Source organism: Pseudomonas sp. P110(2024), from assembly GCF_057480795.1.
Map to the genome: position 1 here is coordinate 39239 of NZ_JBLIYT010000015.1, position 20296 is coordinate 59534.

At 65.2% G+C, this 20296-nt stretch carries 17 protein-coding genes; 7 read left to right on the forward strand and 10 right to left on the reverse strand.

What is annotated here, in order from left to right; translation table 11 throughout:
• Positions 1-17: 17 nt before the first annotated feature.
• The 6 genes from AC25ND_RS22010 to AC25ND_RS22035 all read right to left on the reverse strand — a co-directional run bounded on the left by AC25ND_RS22010 (position 18) and on the right by AC25ND_RS22035 (position 7063).
• Positions 18-2474 carry an EAL domain-containing protein gene (locus AC25ND_RS22010; RefSeq protein ID WP_028690834.1) on the reverse strand — a complete coding sequence of 819 codons (2457 nt, stop codon included), beginning with the start codon at positions 2472-2474 and terminating at the stop codon, positions 18-20.
• Between the two features lie 159 nt (positions 2475-2633).
• On the reverse strand, positions 2634-4466 hold the full coding sequence (locus AC25ND_RS22015) for an ABC transporter ATP-binding protein (RefSeq protein WP_028690835.1): 1833 nt from the start codon (positions 4464-4466) through the stop codon (positions 2634-2636).
• Positions 4459-5091, reverse strand: coding sequence for a DsbA family protein (locus AC25ND_RS22020; RefSeq protein ID WP_028690836.1), 633 nt, complete (start codon positions 5089-5091; stop codon positions 4459-4461). The genes AC25ND_RS22015 and AC25ND_RS22020 overlap by 8 nt, the downstream gene beginning before the upstream one ends.
• A 3-nt stretch (positions 5092-5094) precedes the next feature.
• Complete coding sequence (trhO, locus tag AC25ND_RS22025) at positions 5095-6027, reverse strand: oxygen-dependent tRNA uridine(34) hydroxylase TrhO (RefSeq protein ID WP_062361509.1); 933 nt, start codon at positions 6025-6027, stop codon at positions 5095-5097.
• Positions 6028-6231: 204 nt separating this feature from the next.
• Positions 6232-6528 (reverse strand): BolA family protein, encoded by a 297-nt coding sequence (locus AC25ND_RS22030; RefSeq protein ID WP_028690838.1) that lies wholly within the window; start codon positions 6526-6528, stop codon positions 6232-6234.
• Between the two features lie 10 nt (positions 6529-6538).
• Complete coding sequence (locus AC25ND_RS22035; protein WP_028690839.1) at positions 6539-7063, reverse strand: DUF2059 domain-containing protein; 525 nt, start codon at positions 7061-7063, stop codon at positions 6539-6541.
• Between the two features lie 153 nt (positions 7064-7216).
• Between AC25ND_RS22035 and AC25ND_RS22040 the strand changes: the two genes are divergently transcribed.
• Positions 7217-8611, forward strand: a complete 1395-nt coding sequence (locus AC25ND_RS22040) for a class II fumarate hydratase (RefSeq protein WP_062361501.1) — start codon at positions 7217-7219, stop codon at positions 8609-8611.
• Positions 8612-8697: 86 nt separating this feature from the next.
• On the opposite strand, the gene AC25ND_RS22045 is transcribed toward AC25ND_RS22040, so the two are convergent.
• Both AC25ND_RS22045 and pap read right to left on the reverse strand, forming a co-directional pair.
• Positions 8698-9651 carry a DMT family transporter gene (locus tag AC25ND_RS22045; RefSeq protein ID WP_486976587.1) on the reverse strand — a complete coding sequence of 318 codons (954 nt, stop codon included), beginning with the start codon at positions 9649-9651 and terminating at the stop codon, positions 8698-8700.
• A gap of 175 nt (positions 9652-9826) precedes the next feature.
• Positions 9827-11320 carry a polyphosphate:AMP phosphotransferase gene (gene pap / locus AC25ND_RS22050; protein ID WP_486976588.1) on the reverse strand — a complete coding sequence of 498 codons (1494 nt, stop codon included), beginning with the start codon at positions 11318-11320 and terminating at the stop codon, positions 9827-9829.
• Positions 11321-11455: 135 nt separating this feature from the next.
• Between pap and mnmC the strand changes: the two genes are divergently transcribed.
• The 5 genes from mnmC (at position 11456) to AC25ND_RS22075 (ending at position 18780) form a co-directional block, all read left to right on the forward strand.
• Positions 11456-13426 carry a bifunctional tRNA (5-methylaminomethyl-2-thiouridine)(34)-methyltransferase MnmC2/FAD-dependent 5-carboxymethylaminomethyl-2-thiouridine(34) oxidoreductase MnmC1 gene (mnmC, locus tag AC25ND_RS22055; protein ID WP_486976589.1) on the forward strand — a complete coding sequence of 657 codons (1971 nt, stop codon included), beginning with the start codon at positions 11456-11458 and terminating at the stop codon, positions 13424-13426.
• A 146-nt stretch (positions 13427-13572) separates the two neighbouring features.
• Positions 13573-15360, forward strand: coding sequence for an N-acetylglutaminylglutamine amidotransferase (locus AC25ND_RS22060; RefSeq protein WP_486976590.1), 1788 nt, complete (start codon positions 13573-13575; stop codon positions 15358-15360).
• Between the two features lie 3 nt (positions 15361-15363).
• Positions 15364-17109 (forward strand): N-acetylglutaminylglutamine synthetase, encoded by a 1746-nt coding sequence (ngg, locus tag AC25ND_RS22065; RefSeq protein WP_062361491.1) that lies wholly within the window; start codon positions 15364-15366, stop codon positions 17107-17109.
• 183 nt (positions 17110-17292) lie between these two features.
• On the forward strand, positions 17293-18477 hold the full coding sequence (locus tag AC25ND_RS22070) for an osmoprotectant NAGGN system M42 family peptidase (protein WP_028690846.1): 1185 nt from the start codon (positions 17293-17295) through the stop codon (positions 18475-18477).
• Between the two features lie 75 nt (positions 18478-18552).
• The gene (locus AC25ND_RS22075) at positions 18553-18780 is read left to right on the forward strand and encodes a YheU family protein (protein WP_028690847.1); all 228 of its coding nucleotides are present in this window, start codon (positions 18553-18555) and stop codon (positions 18778-18780) included.
• 7 nt (positions 18781-18787) lie between these two features.
• Here the strand turns inward: AC25ND_RS22075 and csrA are convergent, their stop codons facing one another.
• Positions 18788-18973, reverse strand: coding sequence for a carbon storage regulator CsrA (gene csrA, locus AC25ND_RS22080; RefSeq protein WP_028690848.1), 186 nt, complete (start codon positions 18971-18973; stop codon positions 18788-18790).
• A 124-nt stretch (positions 18974-19097) separates the two neighbouring features.
• Positions 19098-19913, reverse strand: a complete 816-nt coding sequence (locus tag AC25ND_RS22085; protein ID WP_062361488.1) for an SDR family oxidoreductase — start codon at positions 19911-19913, stop codon at positions 19098-19100.
• A 211-nt stretch (positions 19914-20124) separates the two neighbouring features.
• On the opposite strand from AC25ND_RS22085, the gene AC25ND_RS22090 reads away from it, so the two are divergent.
• Positions 20125-20277, forward strand: coding sequence for a DUF3309 family protein (locus AC25ND_RS22090; RefSeq protein WP_023630061.1), 153 nt, complete (start codon positions 20125-20127; stop codon positions 20275-20277).
• The last annotated feature ends 19 nt before the right edge of the window (positions 20278-20296 follow it).

Genomic DNA, 20296 nt, shown 5'->3' on the forward strand with positions numbered 1-20296 from the left:
TGATTTCCGGGCGTTGTTCAGCGAAAGGTCCCCGGCGCCCGGTGCAGAAGGGGCCTCGCGGCAATCCGTTGGCGCTGCAGGCTGTCGCAGGTGAAAACCTGCGGGCGTTCGATAAGGTATCCCTGGGCGTAGTCAACGCCGATCTCCTGCAAAGCCTGCTCGATCAGCGGTGTCTCGACAAACTCGGCGATGGTCCGCTTGCCCATGACGTGACCGATGTGATTGATCACCTCGACCATCGCCCGGTTGATCGGATCATCGAGCATGTCCTTGACGAAACTTCCGTCGATCTTCAGGAAGTCTACAGGCAAATGCTTCAAATAGGCGAATGACGACATTCCGGCGCAGAAGTCGTCGAGCGAAAATTTGCAGCCCAGTCCTTTCAATTCATTGATGAATCGGATCGCACTGCCCAGATTGGCGATGGCGCTGGTTTCGGTAATTTCGAAACAGATCAGTCGAGGCGGGATGTCGAACTCGCCAAACAGGCGTTGCAAGTACTCGAGGAACTTGTCATCGCCGATACTTGAGCCGGATAAATTGATGGCGCACATCGCCAGGGGGCCCTCCCGGCCTTCGTCCACGCACTGGCGGATCACCTGGAACACACTGCGCACCACCCAACGGTCGAGCGCGGTCATCAGCCCATAGCGCTCCGCTGCGGGGATGAAACTGTCGGGCAGGATGGTGCGCCCGCTTTCGTCGTGCAAGCGCAGGAGGATCTCGATATGCCCGGGGCCCTCATGGGGATGCAAGGGCGCGATCTCCTGGGCGTAGAGGCAGAAACGGTTCTCCTCCAGCGCCACGTGCAATCGCTGGATCCAGGCCATTTCGCCAAAGCGCATAGACAGCTCACTGTCATCGGCATGATAGACCTGGACCCGATTGCGTCCCTTCTCCTTGGCCATGTAGCAGGCCATGTCCGCCGCGCGCAACGAAGCTTCCAGGGTACTGGGCACCTGGGCGATGTGCACCAGGCCGAGGCTGACCGTGGTTACGAAGGGGCGCCCCTTCCATACGAAATGCAGGCTCTGCACGGACTGGCGCAACTGTTCGGCAATGCGCTCGGCCTGCTCCGGCGGGCAATTCTCCAGGAGCACGCCAAACTCGTCGCCACCCAGGCGCGCGAGGGTATCACCCTCGCGCAGGCCCGACTGCAGCACCGCGCAGATATGCCGCAGCAATTCGTCACCAGCGGCATGGCCGCAGGTATCGTTGACCAGCTTGAACTGGTCGAGGTCGAGGAACATCAGCGAATGGCGCCCGGCCTGGCGCGCCAGGCCGTTGAGCGCCTGCTCCAGGCGATACTCGAACTCCCGGCGGTTGGCCAACCCGGTCAGGGCGTCATGGGTGGCCTGCCAGGACAAATTGGCAATGTACTGGCGCTCCTGGGTCATGTCGTGTAACACCACCACGACGCCACTGACCTGCCCTTCGGTGAGGATGGGCGAGCCCACCAGGTTAACCGACACCGTGCTGCCGTCCAGGCGCTGGATCAGCCGGGCGTGCTCGGCGCCGCCCTTGAGGCTGCCGCTGAGCACCTGCTCGACCAGCGTCAGGCTGTCACCCTCGGCGTTCTCGTCGAGCAGGCTGAACAACGCCGTCAGCGGCAGCCCCTGGGCCTGCACCGCCTGCCAGTGGGTCAACTGCTCCGCGGCCGGGTTCATATAGCTGATGCAACCGTCGACATCGGCGGTGATCACCGCATCGCCGATCGATTCCAGGGTGATCTGCGCCCGCTCCTTCTCCTCCTGCAGTGCACTGGCGAACGCCTGGCGCTGGGCCAGCAGCTTGCTCGAACGTCGCCAGGCCATGGCGATCAGGAACAGCGCGGTGGCCAGGTTGGTGAGCATCAGCACCTTGAGCAACATCCGCGAGCCTTCACCCAAGGCATCGCTGAACGCCTTGGCGGCGGGGGTGACACCGTCATTGATGGCGACGATGCGCGCCTTCCAGTTGGCCACCTGGTGGGGATCGATAACACCGCTGGCGAAACCTTGACGCATCTGCTGGGCCAGCACGTCGAGCTGGCGCAGGTAGTCGTCACCGATGTTCCAGTAATCGATGGCGGTTTCCATATAGCTGATATGACGGAAGTTGCGGTAGAACCAGATGATCCGGGCAACGTCCTCAGGGTGGTTGCCGCCCTGTAGCACGCCCTGGCGCGCCGCCTCCAGGTCCGGCTCGGGTCGATCCAGGGCCAGGCGCAGGTTATGGTCGCCCTGGGGCACCAGGATGGCCCGGCGGTAGCGAGCATAGGTCAACGGATCGCGGTCGTCGGCGTAGAGGTTGAGGTAATAGATGGCGTCCTTCTGCGCCTTGGACCACAAACTCTCGCCTGCCACGTAGGCGCGCACGGCGGACAATGCATAAAGGCTCAGACTGCCCAGCAGCACCTGGAAAACCACAACGGCGACGAAAGGCCAGATGATACCCAGCAGCCTTGGCGCTTCGAGAGTCCGATTTACCTTCATGTAGTCCCTGTCATGGCGGCAGATAAGGCACGAATCGACCTAGACAAGCACAGCGTAGGCCATTTGCCATGAAGGAGCGACAAGCTACCAGCGCCAAGCAGCAAGAAAAAGTGTGCTGACTGCGACTTGCCGCTTGCAGCTCGAACCTTGAGGCTGTTTTCAGGTCTGCTGCAGATGGCCGTAGAGCTTGGCGTACAGGCCGCCCTCGGCGATCAGTTGCTGATGGCCGCCGTCCTCGGCGACATGGCCGCCGTCGAACACCAACACGCGGTCGGCCTGCTTCACCGCCGACAGGCGGTGGGCGATGATCAGCGTGGTGCGACCGCTGAGGAACCGCGCCAGGGCCTGGTGCAGGTTGTACTCGGTGGCGGCGTCCAGCGCCGAGGTGGCTTCGTCGAGAATGACCACCTTGGGCTCGGCCAGCACCATGCGAGCGATCGCCAGACGCTGGCGCTGGCCGCCGGACAGGCGCACGCCGGAACGCCCGACGATGCTGTCCAGGCCCTGGGGCAGCGCGGCGATGGTGGCGTCCAGCTGGGCGATGCGCAGCGCCTGCCAGCAGGCATCGTCACTGCAATCGCGGCCCATGGTCAGGTTGGCGCGCACACTGTCGTTGAACAGCGACGGGTGCTGCAGCACCACCGCGACGTGCTCGCGCAGGGTCTCCAGGCCGATCTCCTGCAGGCTGGCGCCGCCGAAACGGATGGTCCCGGCCTGGGCGCTGTACAGCCCCAGCAGCAGCTGCACCAGGGTGCTCTTGCCGCCGCCGCTGGCGCCAACGATAGCGACCTTCTCACCCGGGGCGATGGACAGGTTCAGCTGGTCCAGCACCGGCTCGTCGGCGTAGGCGAAGCGCAGGTCGCGCACCTCGATGCCGACCGTCTCGCGCCCGGCGAACGGGTCGCTGGCCGCCGGGTACTGCGGCTCATCGGCCCGCGCCAGCAGCTCATTGAGGCGACTGAGCGCGCCACCAGCGGCGTAGTAGGCATATTGCAGGTTCAGCAACTGCTCCACCGGGCCGATCATGAACCACAGGTAGCTGAACACCGCCAGCATCTGGCCGATCGACAGGTCGGAGAACAGCACGGTGAGCATCGCTGCGGCGCGGAAGATGTCGATGCCGAACTGGAACAACAGGCCGCTGGCCCGGCCACTGGCATCGCTCTTCCACTGCGAGGCCACGGCATAGTCGCGCACCTCGCGGGCGCGCAGGCCCAGGCGACCGAGGAAATACCCCTGACGGTTGCCGGCGCGGATCTCCTGGATCGCATCGAGGGTTTCGGTCAGCGCTTGGGTGAAGCGTGCGGTGCTGTCGTTCTCGAGCTTCTTCAAGTGCTTGACGCGCTTGCCCAACTGCACGGTGAAGTAAATCACCAGCGGGTTGAACAAAAGGATCAACAGCGCCAGCTGCCAGTGCATCCAGATCAGGATGGCGGCGGTGCCGGTCAGGGTGAGCACAGCCACCAGGAAGCGGCTGAGGGTTTCGCCGACGAACTTGTCGAGGGTGTCCAGGTCGGTGACCAGATGGGTGGTGACCGTACCGCTGCCCAGGCTTTCGTATTCCTTGAGCGAAATACGCTTGAGCCGCTCGATCAGGCGGATGCGCAGGCGGTAGACGATGTCCTTGGCCAGGCCAGCGAACAGTTTGGCCTGGACCACGTTGAACGCCAACGCCGCCAGGCGCAGGCCCAAGGTGGCGCACAGCATCAGGCCGATATAGCCCGCGGCCACCTGCCAGCCTGCGGGCAGGAAGTTGTTCATCCACTTCAGTGCGGCGTCGCCATGCCCCAGCAGCACTTCATCCACCAGCAACGGCAGCAGCAAGGGGATGGGCACGCTGCACAGGGCAGCGAGCACGGCCACCAGGTTGGCGGTCCACAGGGCTCGCTTGTGGCGCAGGGCCAGGCGGCGGATTTCCGCCCAGCTCAGGCGATCGGGCACAGCGGGGGACTTCCCTGGCACAGGGTCTGGCGACCCTGGCAGGTCAAGCACAGGCGGCCTGCTGCAGCCAGCGGCCGAGCAGCGGCTGCAGGCTGTCCAGCGACTGGTAGCCGTTGGTCAGCAGGGCCAGCTGGCCATTGCGCTCGGCCAGCAGCGTCGGAAAGCCGGCGATGCCCAGGTCCTGCACCCAGCCGAAGTCGGCACTGGTGGCGGCACGGGTATCGGCGCTGGTGAAGCGCTGCGAGAACGCCTCGCGGTCGAAACCGGCCTGTTCGGCCAGCTCCACGAGTTGCGGGGCGCGGGTGACATCCAGCCCCTGCTCGTAGAACGACCGCTGGATCAGCTTGAGCAACGCCCAGGCCCGCTCATCGTCCAGCTCGCGCGCCGCGACCAGCGCGCGGCACGCAGGCTCGGTGTCGTAGACGAAACCGTCAGGCATCGCGCCATCGAAACGAAACGGCTGCCCGGTGGCGTCATGCACCGCCTGCCAGTGCTCGAGGATGTACTTGCGGGTCGAGGCATCCAGGGCGCTGCCGCCGCTGCGCAGGCCACCGGGCACCAGGCGGGTGACGACGCCCGCCTCACGCGCCTGGGCGATCAGCGCCTCGGCCACCGGGGCAAAACCCCAGCACCAGGAGCACATCGGGTCCATCACATAGAGCAGGCGTGCGGACATGCATCAGGCCTCGGCTTTGTAGTTGTAGCCGATCGGGTGTGGCTGGTTGCGCGCCTTGGCCAGTTCAATCTGCTTCTGGCGGTCGATGGCGCTGCGCCGGGTCTTCTCGCTCAGGCTGTCCCAGCAATGCGGGCAGCTCACGCCTGGCGAATAGTGCTCCGACTCCCGGTCCTTCACGTCGATCGGATGGCGGCAGGCATGGCACTGGTCGTACTCGCCCTCGCTCAGGTCGTGACGCACGGTGACCCGGTTGTCGAAGACGAAACAGTCGCCGTCCCAGAGGCTTTCTTCCTGGGCTACTTCCTCGAAGTATTTCAGGATGCCGCCCTTAAGATGATAGACGGCTTCGAAGCCCTCACCGAGCATGTAGCTGGAGGCCTTTTCGCAACGGATGCCACCGGTGCAGAACATGGCGACCTTCTTGTGCTTGCTCGGGTCGAAGTTGGCCTTGATGTAGTCGGGGAACTCGCGGAAGGTCTCGGTCTTCGGGTCGATCGCGCCCTTGAAGGTGCCGATGGCCACTTCGTAGTCGTTGCGGGTGTCGATCAGCAGCACTTCAGGGTCGCTGATCAGCGCGTTCCAGTCTTTCGGATCGACGTAGGTGCCGACCGCCTTGTTCGGGTCCACGCCCGGCACGCCGAGGGTGACGATCTCTTTCTTGAGCTTGACCTTGGTGCGATAGAACGGCTGCTCGTCGCAGTACGACTCTTTATGGTCGACATCCACCAGGCGTGGGTCGCTGCGCAGCCAGGCCAGCAGCGCGTCGATGCCTTCACGGGTGGCCGAGACGGTGCCGTTGATGCCTTCGTTGGCCAGCAGCAGGGTGCCTTTGACGCCGTTGTCGACCATGGCCTTGAGCAGCGGCTCACGCAGTTCGACGTAGTCTTCCAGGGTGACGAACTTGTACAGCGCCGCCACGACGATCGGTTGGGTCATGAATCTGAAACTCCTGGTGGTTGCCCTCGTAAGGGGCGGACCGGGGTTGACATGAAAAAGCATAGGGGCGCCTTACGCCCCTTTCGCGACACAAGGCCGCTTCCACAGGGGGATGCGTATTCCTGTGGGAGCGGCCTTGTGCCGCGAAAGGGCCGCAAAGCGGCCCCGGATTTTGCGAAATTGTACCAGAACGACGGAAAGGATTCAGTGCCCACCGCCGGCGCACACCGGCGAGGCAGGCGCCACGCCGACCGCCGCCCACTCCTCGGGCGTATAGGTGTGGATCGCCAGGGCGTGGATCTCGCCCATCAGATCACCCATGGTGGCGTAGACCTTCTGGTGGCGCTTGACGCTATTCAGCCCGGCGAACTGCTCGCTGACCAGCACCGCCTTATAGTGCGTTTCCTGGCCACGGCTGTGCATGTGGCTTTCGTTGCGCACTTCGAGGTGGTCTGTGCCCAGCGGCGCCAGCTGCTGCTCGATGCGTTGCTGCATGTTCATCGCGTCAGGCTCACTTCTTAGCCGGAGCGGCTGCCTTGCCAGCGCTCGGGTCGAGTTCCTTGGTCATGTCGTCGAGCAGCTTGTTGACCACCGGCACCGCCGGCTCCAGGCTCTGCTGGGTCAACTGGGCCGACTGCTGGGTGACCTTGGGCATCTCGCGCAGGACTTTCTTGCCCAGCGGCGACTCGTAGAACTTGACCAGGTCGTTCAGCTCGGCCTCGGTGAAGGTCGCGGTGTACAGGTCGACCATCTTCGGCTTGAGCTTCTTCCAGCCGATGGCGTTGTCCAGGGCGGCGTTGGCCTTGGCCTGGTAGCTGTCGAGCACGGTTTTCTTGGCAGCCGGCGCCTTGGTCTGTTCGAAACGCTGGGCGAACATCTGCTGGACCTGCATGTACACCGGGGTGCCCAGCTTGTCGGCATTGGCCAGGGTCAGGAATTTCTCGGCAGCGGCATTGTGGCTCGCGGTGGCGGCGAGTACCTGGCCGCTGGCGCAGGCCAGGGCAACGGCAGCACAGAGGACACGAAGACGGGTCATTGCATTTCCTTCAAGAAAGGGAGGCGGGTACCTCAGAGTAGAGCATTCTGCGCCGTGGTGGCGAAGTGCTCAAGTGGCACGACGAGCGACTGAACCGCTGCGACGAATCAGGGCCTAAACTGCGATTTCTGACTACAAAGGAGTGAGCGCAGCATGAGCCGTATCGAGACAGACAGCCTGGGCCCGGTCGAAGTTCCAGAGGACGCCTACTGGGGTGCGCAGACCCAGCGTTCGCTGATCAACTTCGCCATCGGCAAGGAGCGCATGCCGCTGGCGGTGCTGCACGCCCTGGCGCTGGTCAAGAAAGCCGCTGCCCGGGTCAATGACCGCAACGGCGACCTGCCCGCCGACATCGCCCGGCTGATCGAGCAGGCCGCCGACGAAGTGCTCGACGGCGATCACGACGACCAGTTCCCACTGGTGGTGTGGCAAACCGGCAGCGGCACCCAGAGCAACATGAACGTCAACGAGGTGATCGCCGGGCGCGCCAACGAACTGGCCGGCAAGGGCCGTGGCGGCAAGGTACCGGTGCACCCGAACGATCACGTCAACCGCTCGCAAAGCTCCAACGACTGCTTCCCCACCGCCATGCACATCGCCGCCGCCCAGGCCGTGCACGACAAGCTGCTGCCGGCGATCGCCGAACTGTCGGCGGGCCTGGCCGAGCTGTCGGCGCGCCACATGAACCTGGTCAAGACCGGGCGCACCCACATGATGGACGCCACGCCGATCACCTTCGGCCAGGAGGTGTCGGCCTTTATCGCCCAGCTCGACTACGCCCAGCGCGCTATCCGCGCAACGCTGCCGGCGGTCTGCGAACTGGCCCAGGGCGGCACCGCGGTGGGCACCGGCCTCAATGCCCCGCACGGTTTCGCCGAAGCCATCGCCGCGGAGTTGGCGGCCCTGTCAGGGCTGCCGTTTGTCACCGCGCCAAACAAGTTCGCCGCCCTCGCCGGTCACGAGCCGCTGACCAGCCTGGCGGGCGCGCTGAAAACCTTGGCCGTGGCGTTGATGAAGATTGCCAACGACTTGCGCCTGCTGGGTTCGGGCCCGCGCGCCGGGCTTGCCGAAGTACGCCTGCCAGCCAACGAACCCGGTAGTTCGATCATGCCCGGCAAGGTCAACCCGACCCAGTGCGAGGCCTTGTCGATGCTGGCCTGCCAGGTGCTTGGCAACGACGCGGCGATCGGCTTTGCCGCCAGCCAAGGCCACCTGCAGTTGAACGTGTTCAAACCCGTGATCATCCACAACCTGCTGCAGTCGATCGAGCTGCTGGCCGATGGCTGTCGCAACTTCCAGCAGCACTGTGTGGCCGGTATCGAGCCGGACGCCGGGCAGATGGCCGCGCACCTTGAGCGCGGCCTGATGCTGGTGACGGCGTTGAACCCGCATATCGGTTACGACAAGGCGGCGGAAATCGCCAAGAAGGCCTACAGCGAGGGCAAGACCCTGCGCGAGGCGGCGCTGGAACTGAAGTACCTGACCAACGAGCAGTTCGACCAGTGGGTAAGGCCGGAAAACATGCTGGCGCCTGGCGGCAAGGGCTGATCCGGTGGCCTCATCGCGGGGCAAGCCCGCTCCCACGCCAGCCACAAAACGCAGCGTGGGAGCGGGCTTGCCCCGCGATGAAATTATCAATCAACCCGCACCCGACGTACCTTCCACCCCGCGATCAGCGACGGCCCCAAGGCCACCAACGCCGACCCCAGCACCACCGTCACCGCCCCTACATAGCCCAGGCCATTGATCTGCTCGGCATGCACGTATTCCGGCCACAGCCAGGCCGCCAGCGCCACCGCAACAAAGGTCACCAGCGGTGTCAGCGCCAGGGTCGCGCTGACCCGCGAGGCCTCCCAATGCGCCAGCGCCTCGGCGAACGCGCCATAGGCCACCAGCGTGTTCAGGCAGCAGGCCAGCAGCAACCAGCCCTGCACCGGACTGAGCTGCAACGCCTCCAGCGGATGCACCCAGGGCGTGAGCAGCAGCGCGCAGCACAGGTAGATCACCATCATCACCTGCTGCGAATTCCACACCGTCAGCAGCTGCTTCTGGCTCAGGGCATAGAACACCCAGATGCTGGTCGCCAGGATGATGGTCAGCACACCGGTGGTGTAGGTGCCAAGCGAAGTGAGCAGCTCTTCCAGGCGCTGGTTGAAGAACAACCCGAACCCCACCAGCAACACCAGCAGCCCCAGGCCCTGCCCCAGGCTGAAGCGCTCCTTGAACACAAACACGCTGGCCACCAGCAACAGCACCGGCCCCAGCTGGACCACCAGTTGCGCGGTGCCGGGGCTAAGCAGGTTCAGGCCGACCAGGTACAGCACATAGTTGCCGACCAGTCCGGCCACCGCGACGGCCACCAGGCCCTTACCCTTGATTCCGAGGCGGCTGAACGATGGCAACCTCCGATTAGCCGCCAGCCAGGCGAACAACAGGCCGCCGGAAACACTCAGGCGGTACCAGGTGACGGTTACCGGGTCCATCACCTGCAGCACCTGCTTGAGCTTGATCGGCAGGATGCCCCAGAGAAACGCCGTCAACAGCGCCAACAGAAGGCCCTGGACCCAGCGTCCGGAAGAAATGTGCATGGTGTCCTCGAGTCGGACCTTGGTGGGGGAAGGTGCAGTCTAAAGGCTTGCCGGGGAGGATGTGGCGGGAAAAGATTTCATCAGGTCATTCCCTGGACGCATGCTCAATGCCCGGGCGGGCTATCGTGGAGCAGGCTTGCCCCGCTAAAAGCCAAGCCCCCCCTGCACGATCCGCCTACTTCTTGTCCTTGGCGAACGCCGCCTCCAACGCCTGATTGATCGTGCGCAGCACCTTCACCCGCGCCCAGCGCTTGTCATTGGCCTCCACCAGGGTCCACGGCGCGATCTCGGTGCTGGTGCGGTCGACCATGTCGCCCACCGCCTCGGAATAGATGTCCCACTTGTCGCGGTTGCGCCAGTCTTCCTCGGTGATCTTGTAGCGCTTGAACGGAATCTGCTCGCGCTCCTCGAAACGCTCCAGCTGGGTAAGCTGGTCGATGGCCAGCCAGAACTTGACCACCACCACCCCAGCGTTGCTCAGTTGCTCCTCGAAGTCGTTGATCTCGCCATAGGCACGCATCCAGTCCGCCGGGCTGCAGAAACCCTCGACCCGCTCCACCAGCACCCGGCCATACCAGGAGCGGTCGAAGATGGTGAACTTGCCCCGTGCCGGGATGTGCCGCCAGAACCGCCACAGGTAAGGCTGGGCACGCTCTTCCTCGGTGGGCGCGGCAATCGGCACGATGCGGTACTGGCGCGGGTCCAGCGCCGCCGCCACGCGGCGGATCGCCCCGCCCTTGCCGGCCGCGTCATTGCCTTCGAACACCGCCACCAGGGCGTGGCGGCGCATGCGCTTGTCGCGCAGCAGGCCGGCCAGGCGCGCCTGTTCGGTGACCAGCTGTTCCTGGTAGTCGTGCTTGTCCAGGCGCAGGGTCATGTCCAGGGCGCCGAGCAGGCTCTTCTGGTCGATGCTGCGCCCCAGCGGCGCGACGTTGCCCTGATGCTTGCCTTTGGGGTTGTTGGCCAGGGCCGCCTGCAGGCTCTCCAGCAGGATCCGCCCCACTGCCAGGCTGCGGTAATGCGGGTCGACGCCCTCGACCACATGCCAGGGCGCGTAATCGCGGCTGGTGCGGCGCAGCACCCGCTCGCCGAAACGCACGAAGCGGTCGTAGGTTTCCGACTGCTGCCAGTCCAGCGGACTGATGCGCCAGTTGTGCAACGGGTCATCCTTGAGCGCCTTGAGCCGGGCTTTCATCTGTTTCTTGGACAGATGGAACCAGAACTTGATGATCAGCGCGCCTTCGTCGCAGAGCATCTGCTCCAGGCGCTCGGCCCCGGCGATGGCCTGGTCGAGCACGGCATCCTTGAACTGGCCATGCACGCGGCCCTCGAGCATCTGGCTGTACCAGTTGCCGAAGAACACGCCCATCCGCCCCTTCGGTGGCAGCGCCCGCCAATAGCGCCAGGCCGGTGGCCGGGCCAGTTCCTCGTCGGTCTGCTGGTCGAAGGTGCGCACTTCGATCAACCGCGGGTCCATCCACTCGTTGAGCAGCTTGACCGTCTCACCCTTGCCGGCGCCCTCGATGCCGTTGATCAGCACGATCACCGGGAAGCGTGCCTGCTGCTTGAGATCATACTGGGCTTCGAGCAGCGCCTCGCGCAGGGCGGGGACTTCCGCTTCGTAGGTGTCCTTGTCGATGCTGTGACCGATTTCGGCGGATTCGAACATGGAGCGCTCCTTCAATGGATAAGCAAGATTAGCGGATTTGCGCCATGCGTATCGATTCTGTCGCGCCTTGCGATAGGGCCGACACTCGCCACGCGAATCGCTTAAAATCCGTCATCCGCTGCAACCGAGCCGACCATGTCCGATACCACCCTCCCCCAGCACGCCCAGATCGACTGGGACGACCAGGGCCGCCCCCACTCTCGGCAATACGACGATGTCTATTTCGCCATCAACGAAGGCATCGACGAGACCCTGCACGTGTTCATCGAGCAGAACCATCTGCGCCAGCGCTTTGCCGAGCTGGCGCCGCGGGACTGCCTGGTGATCGGGGAAACGGGCTTCGGCACCGGCATGAACTTCTTCTGCGCCTGGCAGTTGTTCGAAGAGCTGGCTCACGCCGAGGCGCGCCTGCACTTCGTCAGCGTGGAAAAATACCCCCTGAGCCGCGCCGACCTGGAGCGCGCCATGCAGTTGTGGCCAACACTGGCGGCCTTCACCCGGCCCCTGCTCGATCAGTACGTGGCGATCCATCCGGGTTTCCAGCAACTGAGCCTCGATGACGGCCGCGTCACCCTGACGCTGATGATCGGCGATGCGCTGGAGCAACTGCCACAACTGGACGCGCGCATCGACGCCTGGTTCCTGGACGGCTTTGCCCCGGCGAAGAACCCCGACATGTGGACGCCCGAGCTGTTCGCCCAGCTGGCGCGCCTGTCATACCCCGGCACCACCCTCGGCACCTTCACCACCACCGGCTGGGTGCGCCGCTCGCTGATCGAGGCCGGGTTCACCATGAAGAAGGTGCCCGGTATCGGCAAGAAGTGGGAGGTAATGCATGGCGTCTACAGCGGCGCGCCCGCCGCCCCTGCGGCGCCCTGGTACGCACGCCCAGCACCCTTGCCGGGGCCACGCGAGGCGCTGGTGATCGGTGCCGGCCTGGCGGGCAGTGCCACCGCGCGCAGCCTGGCGGCCCGGGGTTGGCAAGTCTGCGTGTTGGAGCGCCACGACGGGCCGGCCCAGGAGGCCTCGGGCAACCCCCAGGGCGTGCTGTACCTCAAACTGTCCGCCCACGGCACCGCCCTGTCGCAGATGATCCTTTCCGGCTTCGGCTACACCCGTCGCTGGCTCGAGCACCTGCAACGCGGCCAGGACTGGGACGCCTGCGGCGTGCTGCAACTGGCCTTTGACGACAAGGAAGGCGAACGTCAGGCCAAGCTGGCAAGTGCCTTCGACAACAGCCTGCTGCGCCAGCTCGACCGGGCACAAGCCGAAGCCGCGGCGGGCGTGGCGCTGGCCAGCGGCGGCCTGTTCTACCCCGAAGGTGGTTGGGTACACCCACCGGCGCTGTGCCAGGCCCAACTGGAGCATCCACGCATCCGCCTGCTTGGCCATGCCAACGTCATCGCGCTGCGCAAGACCGACGGCCTGTGGCAGGCCTGGGACGGCGAGCGCCTGCTGGCCAGCGCGCCGCTGGTGGTGTTGGCCGGGGCTGCCGATGTCCGTCAGTTCCCGGCCTGCGCCGGGCTGCCGCTCAAGCGCATACGCGGGCAGATCACCCGCCTGCCGGCCACCGTGGCAAGCCGGGAGCTGCGCACGGTGGTTTGCGCCGACGGCTACGTGGCGCCATCTCGTGGCAATGAACATACCCTGGGCGCCAGCTTCGACTTTCACAGCGAGGACTTGGCGCCGACCGTGGCCGAGCACCGGGGCAACCTGGCGCTGCTGGATGATATTTCCGCAGACGTGGCCACCCGCCTGCGCACCGCCGAACTGGACCCGGCACAACTGCAGGGCCGGGCGGCGTTCCGCTGCACCAGCCCGGACTATCTGCCCATCGTCGGGCCGCTGGCCGATGTCGAGGCGTTCAACCAGGCCTACGCCATGTTGGCCAAGGATGCACGACAGGTGCCGGATGTGGCCTGCCCGTGGCTGGAGGGGCTGTATGTGAACAGTGGGCATGGCTCGCGGGGATTGATCACCGCACCGTTGTCGGGTGAGCTGATCGCCGCCTGGGTCAGCGGCGAGCCCTTGCCGCTGCCCAGGGCGGTGGCCGAGGCCTGTCATCCCAACCGTTTCTCGCTGCGCCGGCTGATTCGCGGCAAGTAGCACTACCGCAGGGGGGCGCCTTGCGCTCCCGGGACCACTCACCCCATATAACAGATCGATCTAAAACTCTCACAACCTACCTCGGTCCCTACCTAAGTGTCCCTTATTTCGGGCACCTTCCCCAACGGCAAAACCGGTAAGGACTTATGTGCGGATTAGCAGGAGAGTTACGTTTCACCCCCATCGACCAAGCCCCACGCCCGGCGGACCTCGCCGCGGTGGAGCGCATCACCCACCACCTGGCGCCCCGCGGCCCCGACGCCTGGGGCTTCCATAGCCAGGGCCCGATCGCCCTCGGCCACCGGCGCCTGAAGATCATGGACCTGTCCGACGGCTCGGCCCAGCCCATGGTCGACAACACCCTGGGCCTGGCACTGGCTTTCAACGGCGCCATCTACAACTTCCCGGAACTGCGCCAGGAGCTGCAGGCCCTGGGCTACAGCTTCTGGTCCGACGGTGACACCGAGGTGCTGCTCAAGGGCTATCACGCCTGGGGCGCGGCGTTGCTGCCCAAGCTCAACGGCATGTTCGCCCTGGCCATTTGGGAGCGCGACAGTCAGCGCCTGTTCCTGGCCCGCGACCGCCTGGGCGTCAAGCCTCTGTACCTGTCGCGCAACGGCGAGCGCCTACGCTTCGCCTCAACCTTGCCGGCACTGCTCAAGGGCTGCGATATCGACCCGATGATCGACCCGGTGGCACTGAACCACTACCTGAATTTCCACGCCGTGGTGCCGGCGCCGCGCACGCTGCTGGCCAATGTGCAAAAGCTCGAGCCCGGCACCTGGATGCGTATCGACCGCCATGGCGAGGTCGAGCGCCAGACCTGGTGGCAACTGCACTACGGCCCGAACCCGGACGAGCGCGAGCTCGACCTGGAGGGCTGGACCAGCCGCGTGCTCGATGCCACCCGCGACGCCGTGGCGATCCGCCAGCGCGCCGCAGTGGACGTCGGCGTGCTGCTCTCCGGCGGCGTCGACTCCAGCCTGCTGGTCGGCCTGCTGCGCGAGGCAGGCGTGGACGACCTGTCGACCTTCTCCATCGGTTTCGAGGACGCCGGCGGCGAGCGCGGCGACGAGTTCCAGTATTCCGACCTGATCGCCAGCCATTACCACACCCGCCACCACAAGCTGCGCATCGCCGAGCACGAGATCATCGAGCAGTTGCCAGCGGCCTTCCGCGCCATGAGCGAACCGATGGTCAGCCATGACTGCATCGCCTTCTACCTGCTCTCGCGGGAGGTGGCCAAGCATTGCAAGGGCGTGCAGAGCGGACAGGGCGCCGACGAGCTGTTCGCCGGCTACCACTGGTACCCGCAGGTGAACGGTGCCGAGGACGCCTTCGGTGCCTATCGCGACGCGTTCTTCGACCGCAGCCACGCCGAATACCGCGACACCGTGCAGGCGCCGTGGCGCCTGGACAACGACGCGGCCGGCGACTTCGTTCGCGAGCACTTCGCCCGCCCCGGCGCGCCGGACGCGGTGGACAAGGCCTTGCGCCTGGACAGCACGGTGATGCTGGTGGACGACCCGGTCAAGCGGGTGGACAACATGACGATGGCTTGGGGCCTGGAAGCGCGCACGCCGTTCCTCGACTACCGCCTGGTGGAGCTGTCGGCGCGCATACCGGCGCGCTTCAAGCTGCCCGACGGTGGCAAACAGGTGCTCAAGCAGGCGGCGCGCCGAGTCATTCCACACGAAGTGATCGACCGCAAGAAGGGCTACTTCCCGGTGCCCGGCCTCAAGCATCTGCAAGGCGCCACCTTGGACTGGGTGCGCGAGCTGCTGACCGACCCCAGTCAGGATCGCGGGCTGTTCGATCCGGCCATGCTCGACCGCCTGCTGAGCAACCCCCACGGCCAGCTTACCCCGCTGCGCGGCTCCAAGCTGTGGCAGCTGGCGGCCTTGAACCTGTGGCTCAGCGAACAAGGAATCTGACCAATGAAAGCCCACGAGATCGCCTACGGCCAACGCCTGCTGCGCGGTCAGGCGCCGTCTTACGAGCGCCTGCAGGCACGCCTGGCCGGTGACGGCAGCGAGCCCCATGACCAGCCACGGGCCGTGCATTGTGGCTGGGGGCGGCTGCTGATCGGGCACACCTACCCCGATCCGCTCAGCCTGGCCGAAGCGCTGCTGCAAGAACAGGCCGGCGAGCGCGATATCGCCCTGTACGTCGCCGCGCCGCAGCAGGTGCTGGCTCAGGCGCCGCAACAGCTGTTCCTCGATCCTTCGGACACCTTGCGCCTGTGGTTCAGCGACTACCGGCCAGCGCAACGCGTGTTTCGCGGCTTTCGCATTCGGCGGGCGCAAGGTGCGGCGGACTGGCAGGCAATCAATGCGCTGTACCAGGCCCGCGGCATGCTGCCGGTCGATCCCGAGCTGCTGACCCCGCGCCACCTCGGCGGCCCGGTGTACTGGCTGGCCGAGGACGAAGACCGCCACACGGTAATCGGCAGCGTCATGGGCCTGGACCACGGCAAGGCCTTCGACGACCCCGAACACGGCTGTAGCCTGTGGTGCCTGGCGGTGGACCCACACTGCACCCGCCCGGGCGTCGGCGAAGTGTTGGTACGCCACCTGATCGAACACTTCATGAGCCGCGGCCTGGCCTGTCTCGACCTATCGGTGCTGCACGACAACCGCCAAGCCAAGCGGCTGTACAAGAAGCTTGGGTTCCGCACCCTGCCGACCTTCGCCATCAAGCGCAAGAACGGCATCAACCAGCCGTTGTTCCTCGGCCCAGGGCCCGAGGCCGGCCTCAACCCCTATGCACGGATCATCGTCGACGAGGCATTGCGCCGAGGCATCGAAGTTCAGGTCGATGATGCCGATGCCGGGCTGTTCACCCTGAGCCTGGGCGGACGGCGCATCCGCTGTCGCGAATCGTTGAGTGACCTGACCAGCGCCGTCACCATGACCCTCTGCCAGGACAAGCGCCTGACCCGCCAGGCCTTGCACAACGCTGGCCTGCAGGTACCGGCGCAGCAACTGGCGGGGAGCGTCGATGACAACCATGCGTTCCTCGACGAGCATGGCGCGGTAGTGGTCAAGCCGGTGGATGGCGAACAGGGTCAGGGAGTGGCGGTCAATATCACCACCCTCGAAGCGCTGAGCCATGCCGTGGAGCAAGCCCGCGCCTTCGACAGCCGCGTGCTGCTGGAGAGCTTCCATGCAGGCGTCGACCTGCGCATCGTGGTGATCGGCTACGAGGTGGTGGCGGCAGCAATCCGCCATCCGGCCCAGGTGATCGGCGACGGCAGGCACAGCCTGCGTGCCCTGATCGAGGCCCAGAGCAGACGCCGCCAGGTGGCCACCGGTGGCGAAAGCCGCATTCCACTGGACGAAGAGACCGCGCGCACGCTCAAGGACGCGGGGCTGGGCTACGACGACATCCTGCCCGCCGGGCAACGGCTGGCCGTGCGCCGTACCGCCAATCTGCACACCGGCGGCACCCTGGAGGATGTCACCGCGCGCCTGCACCCGGTGCTGGCCGATGCCGCCGTACGTGCCGCCCGCGCCCTGGAAATCCCGGTGGTGGGCCTGGACTTGATGGTCCGCGATGCCGAGCACCCGGACTACGTGATCATCGAGGCCAACGAGCGTGCGGGATTGGCCAATCATGAACCGCAGCCTACGGCCGAGCGCTTTGTCGACTTGTTGTTTCCCCACAGCCGCCCCTTGGCCTGACAGTTCCTCGGATCTTTGTGGGAGCGGCCTTGTGTCGCGAAAGGCCCGCAAAGCGGGCCCGGCAGTAGATGCAGCGAAGCTGACATCCCGGGGGCGCTTCGCCCCCCCCTTTCGCGACCCAAGGCCGCTCCCACAAGACCTTGCCCACAGTTTGAAAATTTCACCCCGACCGGAGACCTGGACATGTCCGAACGACTTCCCGAACCCGATCTCGACTACCTCAAACGTGTACTGCTGGAGATGCTCGCCATCCCCAGCCCCACCGGCTTCACCGATACCATCGTGCGCTATGTCGCCGAGCGCCTGGACGAACTGGGCATCCCCTTCGAGCTGACCCGTCGCGGCACCATCCGCGCTACCCTCAAGGGCCGCCAGAGCTCGCCCGACCGCGCCGTCTCGGCGCACCTGGACACCATCGGCGCCAGCGTGCGCCAGTTGCAGGACAACGGTCGCCTGGCGCTGGCGCCGGTGGGGTGCTGGTCGAGCCGCTTTGCCGAGGGCAGCCGGGTCAGCGTGTTCACCGACACCGGCGTCTACCGCGGCAGCGTGCTGCCGCTGATGGCCAGCGGGCACGCGTTCAACACAGCCATCGACCAGATGCCGATCAGCTGGGAACATGTGGAGGTGCGCCTGGACGCCTACTGCGCTACCCGCGCCGACTGCGAGGCGCTGGGGATCGCCATCGGTGACTGCGTGGCCTTCGACCCGTTGCCGGAGTTCACCGAAAGCGGCCATATCAGCGCCCGCCACCTGGACGACAAGGCCGGCGTGGCGGCCTTGCTGGCGGCGCTCAAGGCCGTGGTGGAAAGCGGCCGCCAGCCCCTGATCGACTGCCATCCCTTGTTTACCATCACCGAGGAGACCGGCTCCGGCGCCGCCGCTGCCCTGCCCTGGGACGTCAGCGAGTTCGTCGGCATCGACATCGCCCCGGTGGCGCCGGGGCAGGCGTCCAGCGAACACGCGGTGAGCGTGGCCATGCAGGATTCCTCCGGGCCCTACGACTATCACCTGTCGCGTCACCTGCTCAAGCTGGCCGGCGATCAGGACCTGCCGGTACGCCGTGACCTGTTCCGCTACTACTTCAGCGACGCCCACTCGGCGGTGACCGCCGGGCACGATATCCGCACCGCCCTGGTGGCCTTCGGCTGCGATGCCACCCATGGCTACGAGCGCACCCATATCGACAGCCTGGCGGCGCTGAGCCGTCTGCTCGGTGCCTACCTGCTCAGCCCGCCGGTATTCGCCAGCGACTCGCAACCGGCCAATGCCTCACTGGAGCGCTTCAGCCACCAACTGGAACACGACACGCAGATGGAAAGCGACACCCGGGTGCCGGCGGTGGACAGTCTGGTGGGCAACAAAGGGTGATCGAGCGGGAATGGGGCGCACCAGGCCCCCAAATTCACGTAGCATGCCTCCATTCCCACAACCACCGCCCAGACCATGCTGATCCCCTACGAGCAACTTGAAGCCGAAACACTGACCCGCCTGATCGAGGACTTCGTCACCCGCGACGGTACCGACAACGGCGACGACACGCCGCTGGAAACCCGCGTGTTGCGGGTACGCCAGGCCTTGGCCAAAGGTCAGGCCTTCATCCTGTTCGACATGGACAGCCAGCAGTGCCAGTTGCTGGCCAAGCATGAAGTTGCGCGTGAGCTGTTCGAGTAGCGGGCCCTCAAGCCTGCTGCTTCTCGAGCTCAAGTGCCTTGATGCGCTTGTACACCTCGGTCCTGTGCACCTCCACGTCCCGCGGCGCGCAGATACCGAAGCGGACCTGGCCGTTCTCGACGGACATCACCTGGATCTTGATGTTTTCGGAAATGACGATGACTTCGCCCACTTCTCGTCCAATTACCAGCATGTTCCGATCCTCCAGCTCAAGGGAAAATCGGAGACTGCCCCGCCAGCTTTGGCCTACTCAATCCTTCTCAGGACAAATAGACGCAACCTACTGGCAAAGGTAAAAAAACCTACAGAAATCTCTCTCAATGCGCGGTTTTGCGCGCCTTCGCCCGCATTTTTACCGCCATGTCCGCCATTTCGTCGTAAAGCCGCTGAGGCGCCTGGCACTTGAGCTGCCAGGCGTGGCGCCCGGCCTCATGGGGCAGGATCAGGAACTCGCCAGCGGCGACCCGCTGGTGGATATGTTCGGCGATATCCGCAGCATTGATCGACGAACCTTCCAGCAGTTTGCCCACCTGCGCCTTCATCGCCGGATCTGGTCCGCGGAACGAGTCGAGCAGGTTGGTCTGGAAGAACGACGGGCACACCACATGCACCGCCACCTCGACCTGGCGCAACTCCACCAGCAGGCTCTCGGACAAGGCCAGCACCCCAGCCTTGGCCACGTTGTAGTTGCTCATGCCCGGCCCCTGCATCAGGGCGGCCATGGAGGCAATGTTGATGATCCGCCCACGGCTGCGCTCGAGCAGCGGCAGGAACGCCTTGCAGCCCTTGACCACGCCCATCAGGTTGACCGCGATCTGCCAGTCCCAGTCCTCCAGGGACAAATCGGCGAAGAATCCACCCGACGCAACCCCGGCATTGTTGACGATCACGTCGATGCCGCCGAGCTTTTCCTCGCAGGCCTGGGCCAGGGCGGTGAGCTGGCTGTAATCGCGCACGTCGCAGCGCTGGGAGAAGCCGTCACCACCGGCTTGGCGCACCAAGGCCAGGGTTTCGCGCAAGCCCGCCTCATTGACGTCTGCCAGAGCCAGCTGCCAGCCCTCGCGAGCCCAGCGCAGGGCAATCTCGCGGCCAAGGCCGGAGCCGGCGCCAGTGATCATCATTCGGTTGTGCATGGTGGAGCGCCTTGAACAGTGGGAATGGCTGGAGTCTAGCCACAACACCACGGCTGCCGGTACGGCATCAAACTGCTGAATACGGCGCCATTGGGCGGCAGGCCATTCAATCGTCAGGCAGGTGGATTGAATTTTTATACAAGGGCACCAGTCGGAAACATTAAGCGGCTACCGCTATGCCCCAGCCCTTCCATAACGCAAGGACTTCGCCATGACCACCATCCTCATTATCATCCTGATCTTACTGCTGATCGGCGGCTTACCGGTCTTCCCTCACTCCCGCGCATGGGGTTACGGCCCGTCCGGCATAATCGGGGTGGTACTGGTGGTCTTGTTGATCCTCTTGTTGCTGGGCAGGATATGAACCTGGCCTGGCATGACGC

Excerpts from the sequence above, each read along its gene's own strand:
- ngg (WP_062361491.1), top strand. The coding sequence starts at position 15,364 with ATGAAAGCCCACGAGATCGCCTACGGCCAACGCCTGCTGCGCGGTCAG.
- AC25ND_RS22085 (WP_062361488.1), bottom strand. The coding sequence starts at position 19,913 with ATGCACAACCGAATGATGATCACTGGCGCCGGCTCCGGCCTTGGCCGC.
- AC25ND_RS22070 (WP_028690846.1), top strand. The coding sequence starts at position 17,293 with ATGTCCGAACGACTTCCCGAACCCGATCTCGACTACCTCAAACGTGTA.
- AC25ND_RS22030 (WP_028690838.1), bottom strand. The coding sequence starts at position 6,528 with ATGAACATGCAGCAACGCATCGAGCAGCAGCTGGCGCCGCTGGGCACA.
- AC25ND_RS22040 (WP_062361501.1), top strand. The coding sequence starts at position 7,217 with ATGAGCCGTATCGAGACAGACAGCCTGGGCCCGGTCGAAGTTCCAGAG.
- pap (WP_486976588.1), bottom strand. The coding sequence starts at position 11,320 with ATGTTCGAATCCGCCGAAATCGGTCACAGCATCGACAAGGACACCTAC.
- csrA (WP_028690848.1), bottom strand. The coding sequence starts at position 18,973 with ATGCTGGTAATTGGACGAGAAGTGGGCGAAGTCATCGTCATTTCCGAA.
- AC25ND_RS22010 (WP_028690834.1), bottom strand. The coding sequence starts at position 2,474 with ATGAAGGTAAATCGGACTCTCGAAGCGCCAAGGCTGCTGGGTATCATC.
- AC25ND_RS22075 (WP_028690847.1), top strand. The coding sequence starts at position 18,553 with ATGCTGATCCCCTACGAGCAACTTGAAGCCGAAACACTGACCCGCCTG.
- AC25ND_RS22045 (WP_486976587.1), bottom strand. The coding sequence starts at position 9,651 with ATGCACATTTCTTCCGGACGCTGGGTCCAGGGCCTTCTGTTGGCGCTG.
- AC25ND_RS22060 (WP_486976590.1), top strand. The coding sequence starts at position 13,573 with ATGTGCGGATTAGCAGGAGAGTTACGTTTCACCCCCATCGACCAAGCC.
- mnmC (WP_486976589.1), top strand. The coding sequence starts at position 11,456 with ATGTCCGATACCACCCTCCCCCAGCACGCCCAGATCGACTGGGACGAC.
- AC25ND_RS22035 (WP_028690839.1), bottom strand. The coding sequence starts at position 7,063 with ATGACCCGTCTTCGTGTCCTCTGTGCTGCCGTTGCCCTGGCCTGCGCC.
- AC25ND_RS22020 (WP_028690836.1), bottom strand. The coding sequence starts at position 5,091 with ATGTCCGCACGCCTGCTCTATGTGATGGACCCGATGTGCTCCTGGTGC.
- AC25ND_RS22090 (WP_023630061.1), top strand. The coding sequence starts at position 20,125 with ATGACCACCATCCTCATTATCATCCTGATCTTACTGCTGATCGGCGGC.
- trhO (WP_062361509.1), bottom strand. The coding sequence starts at position 6,027 with ATGACCCAACCGATCGTCGTGGCGGCGCTGTACAAGTTCGTCACCCTG.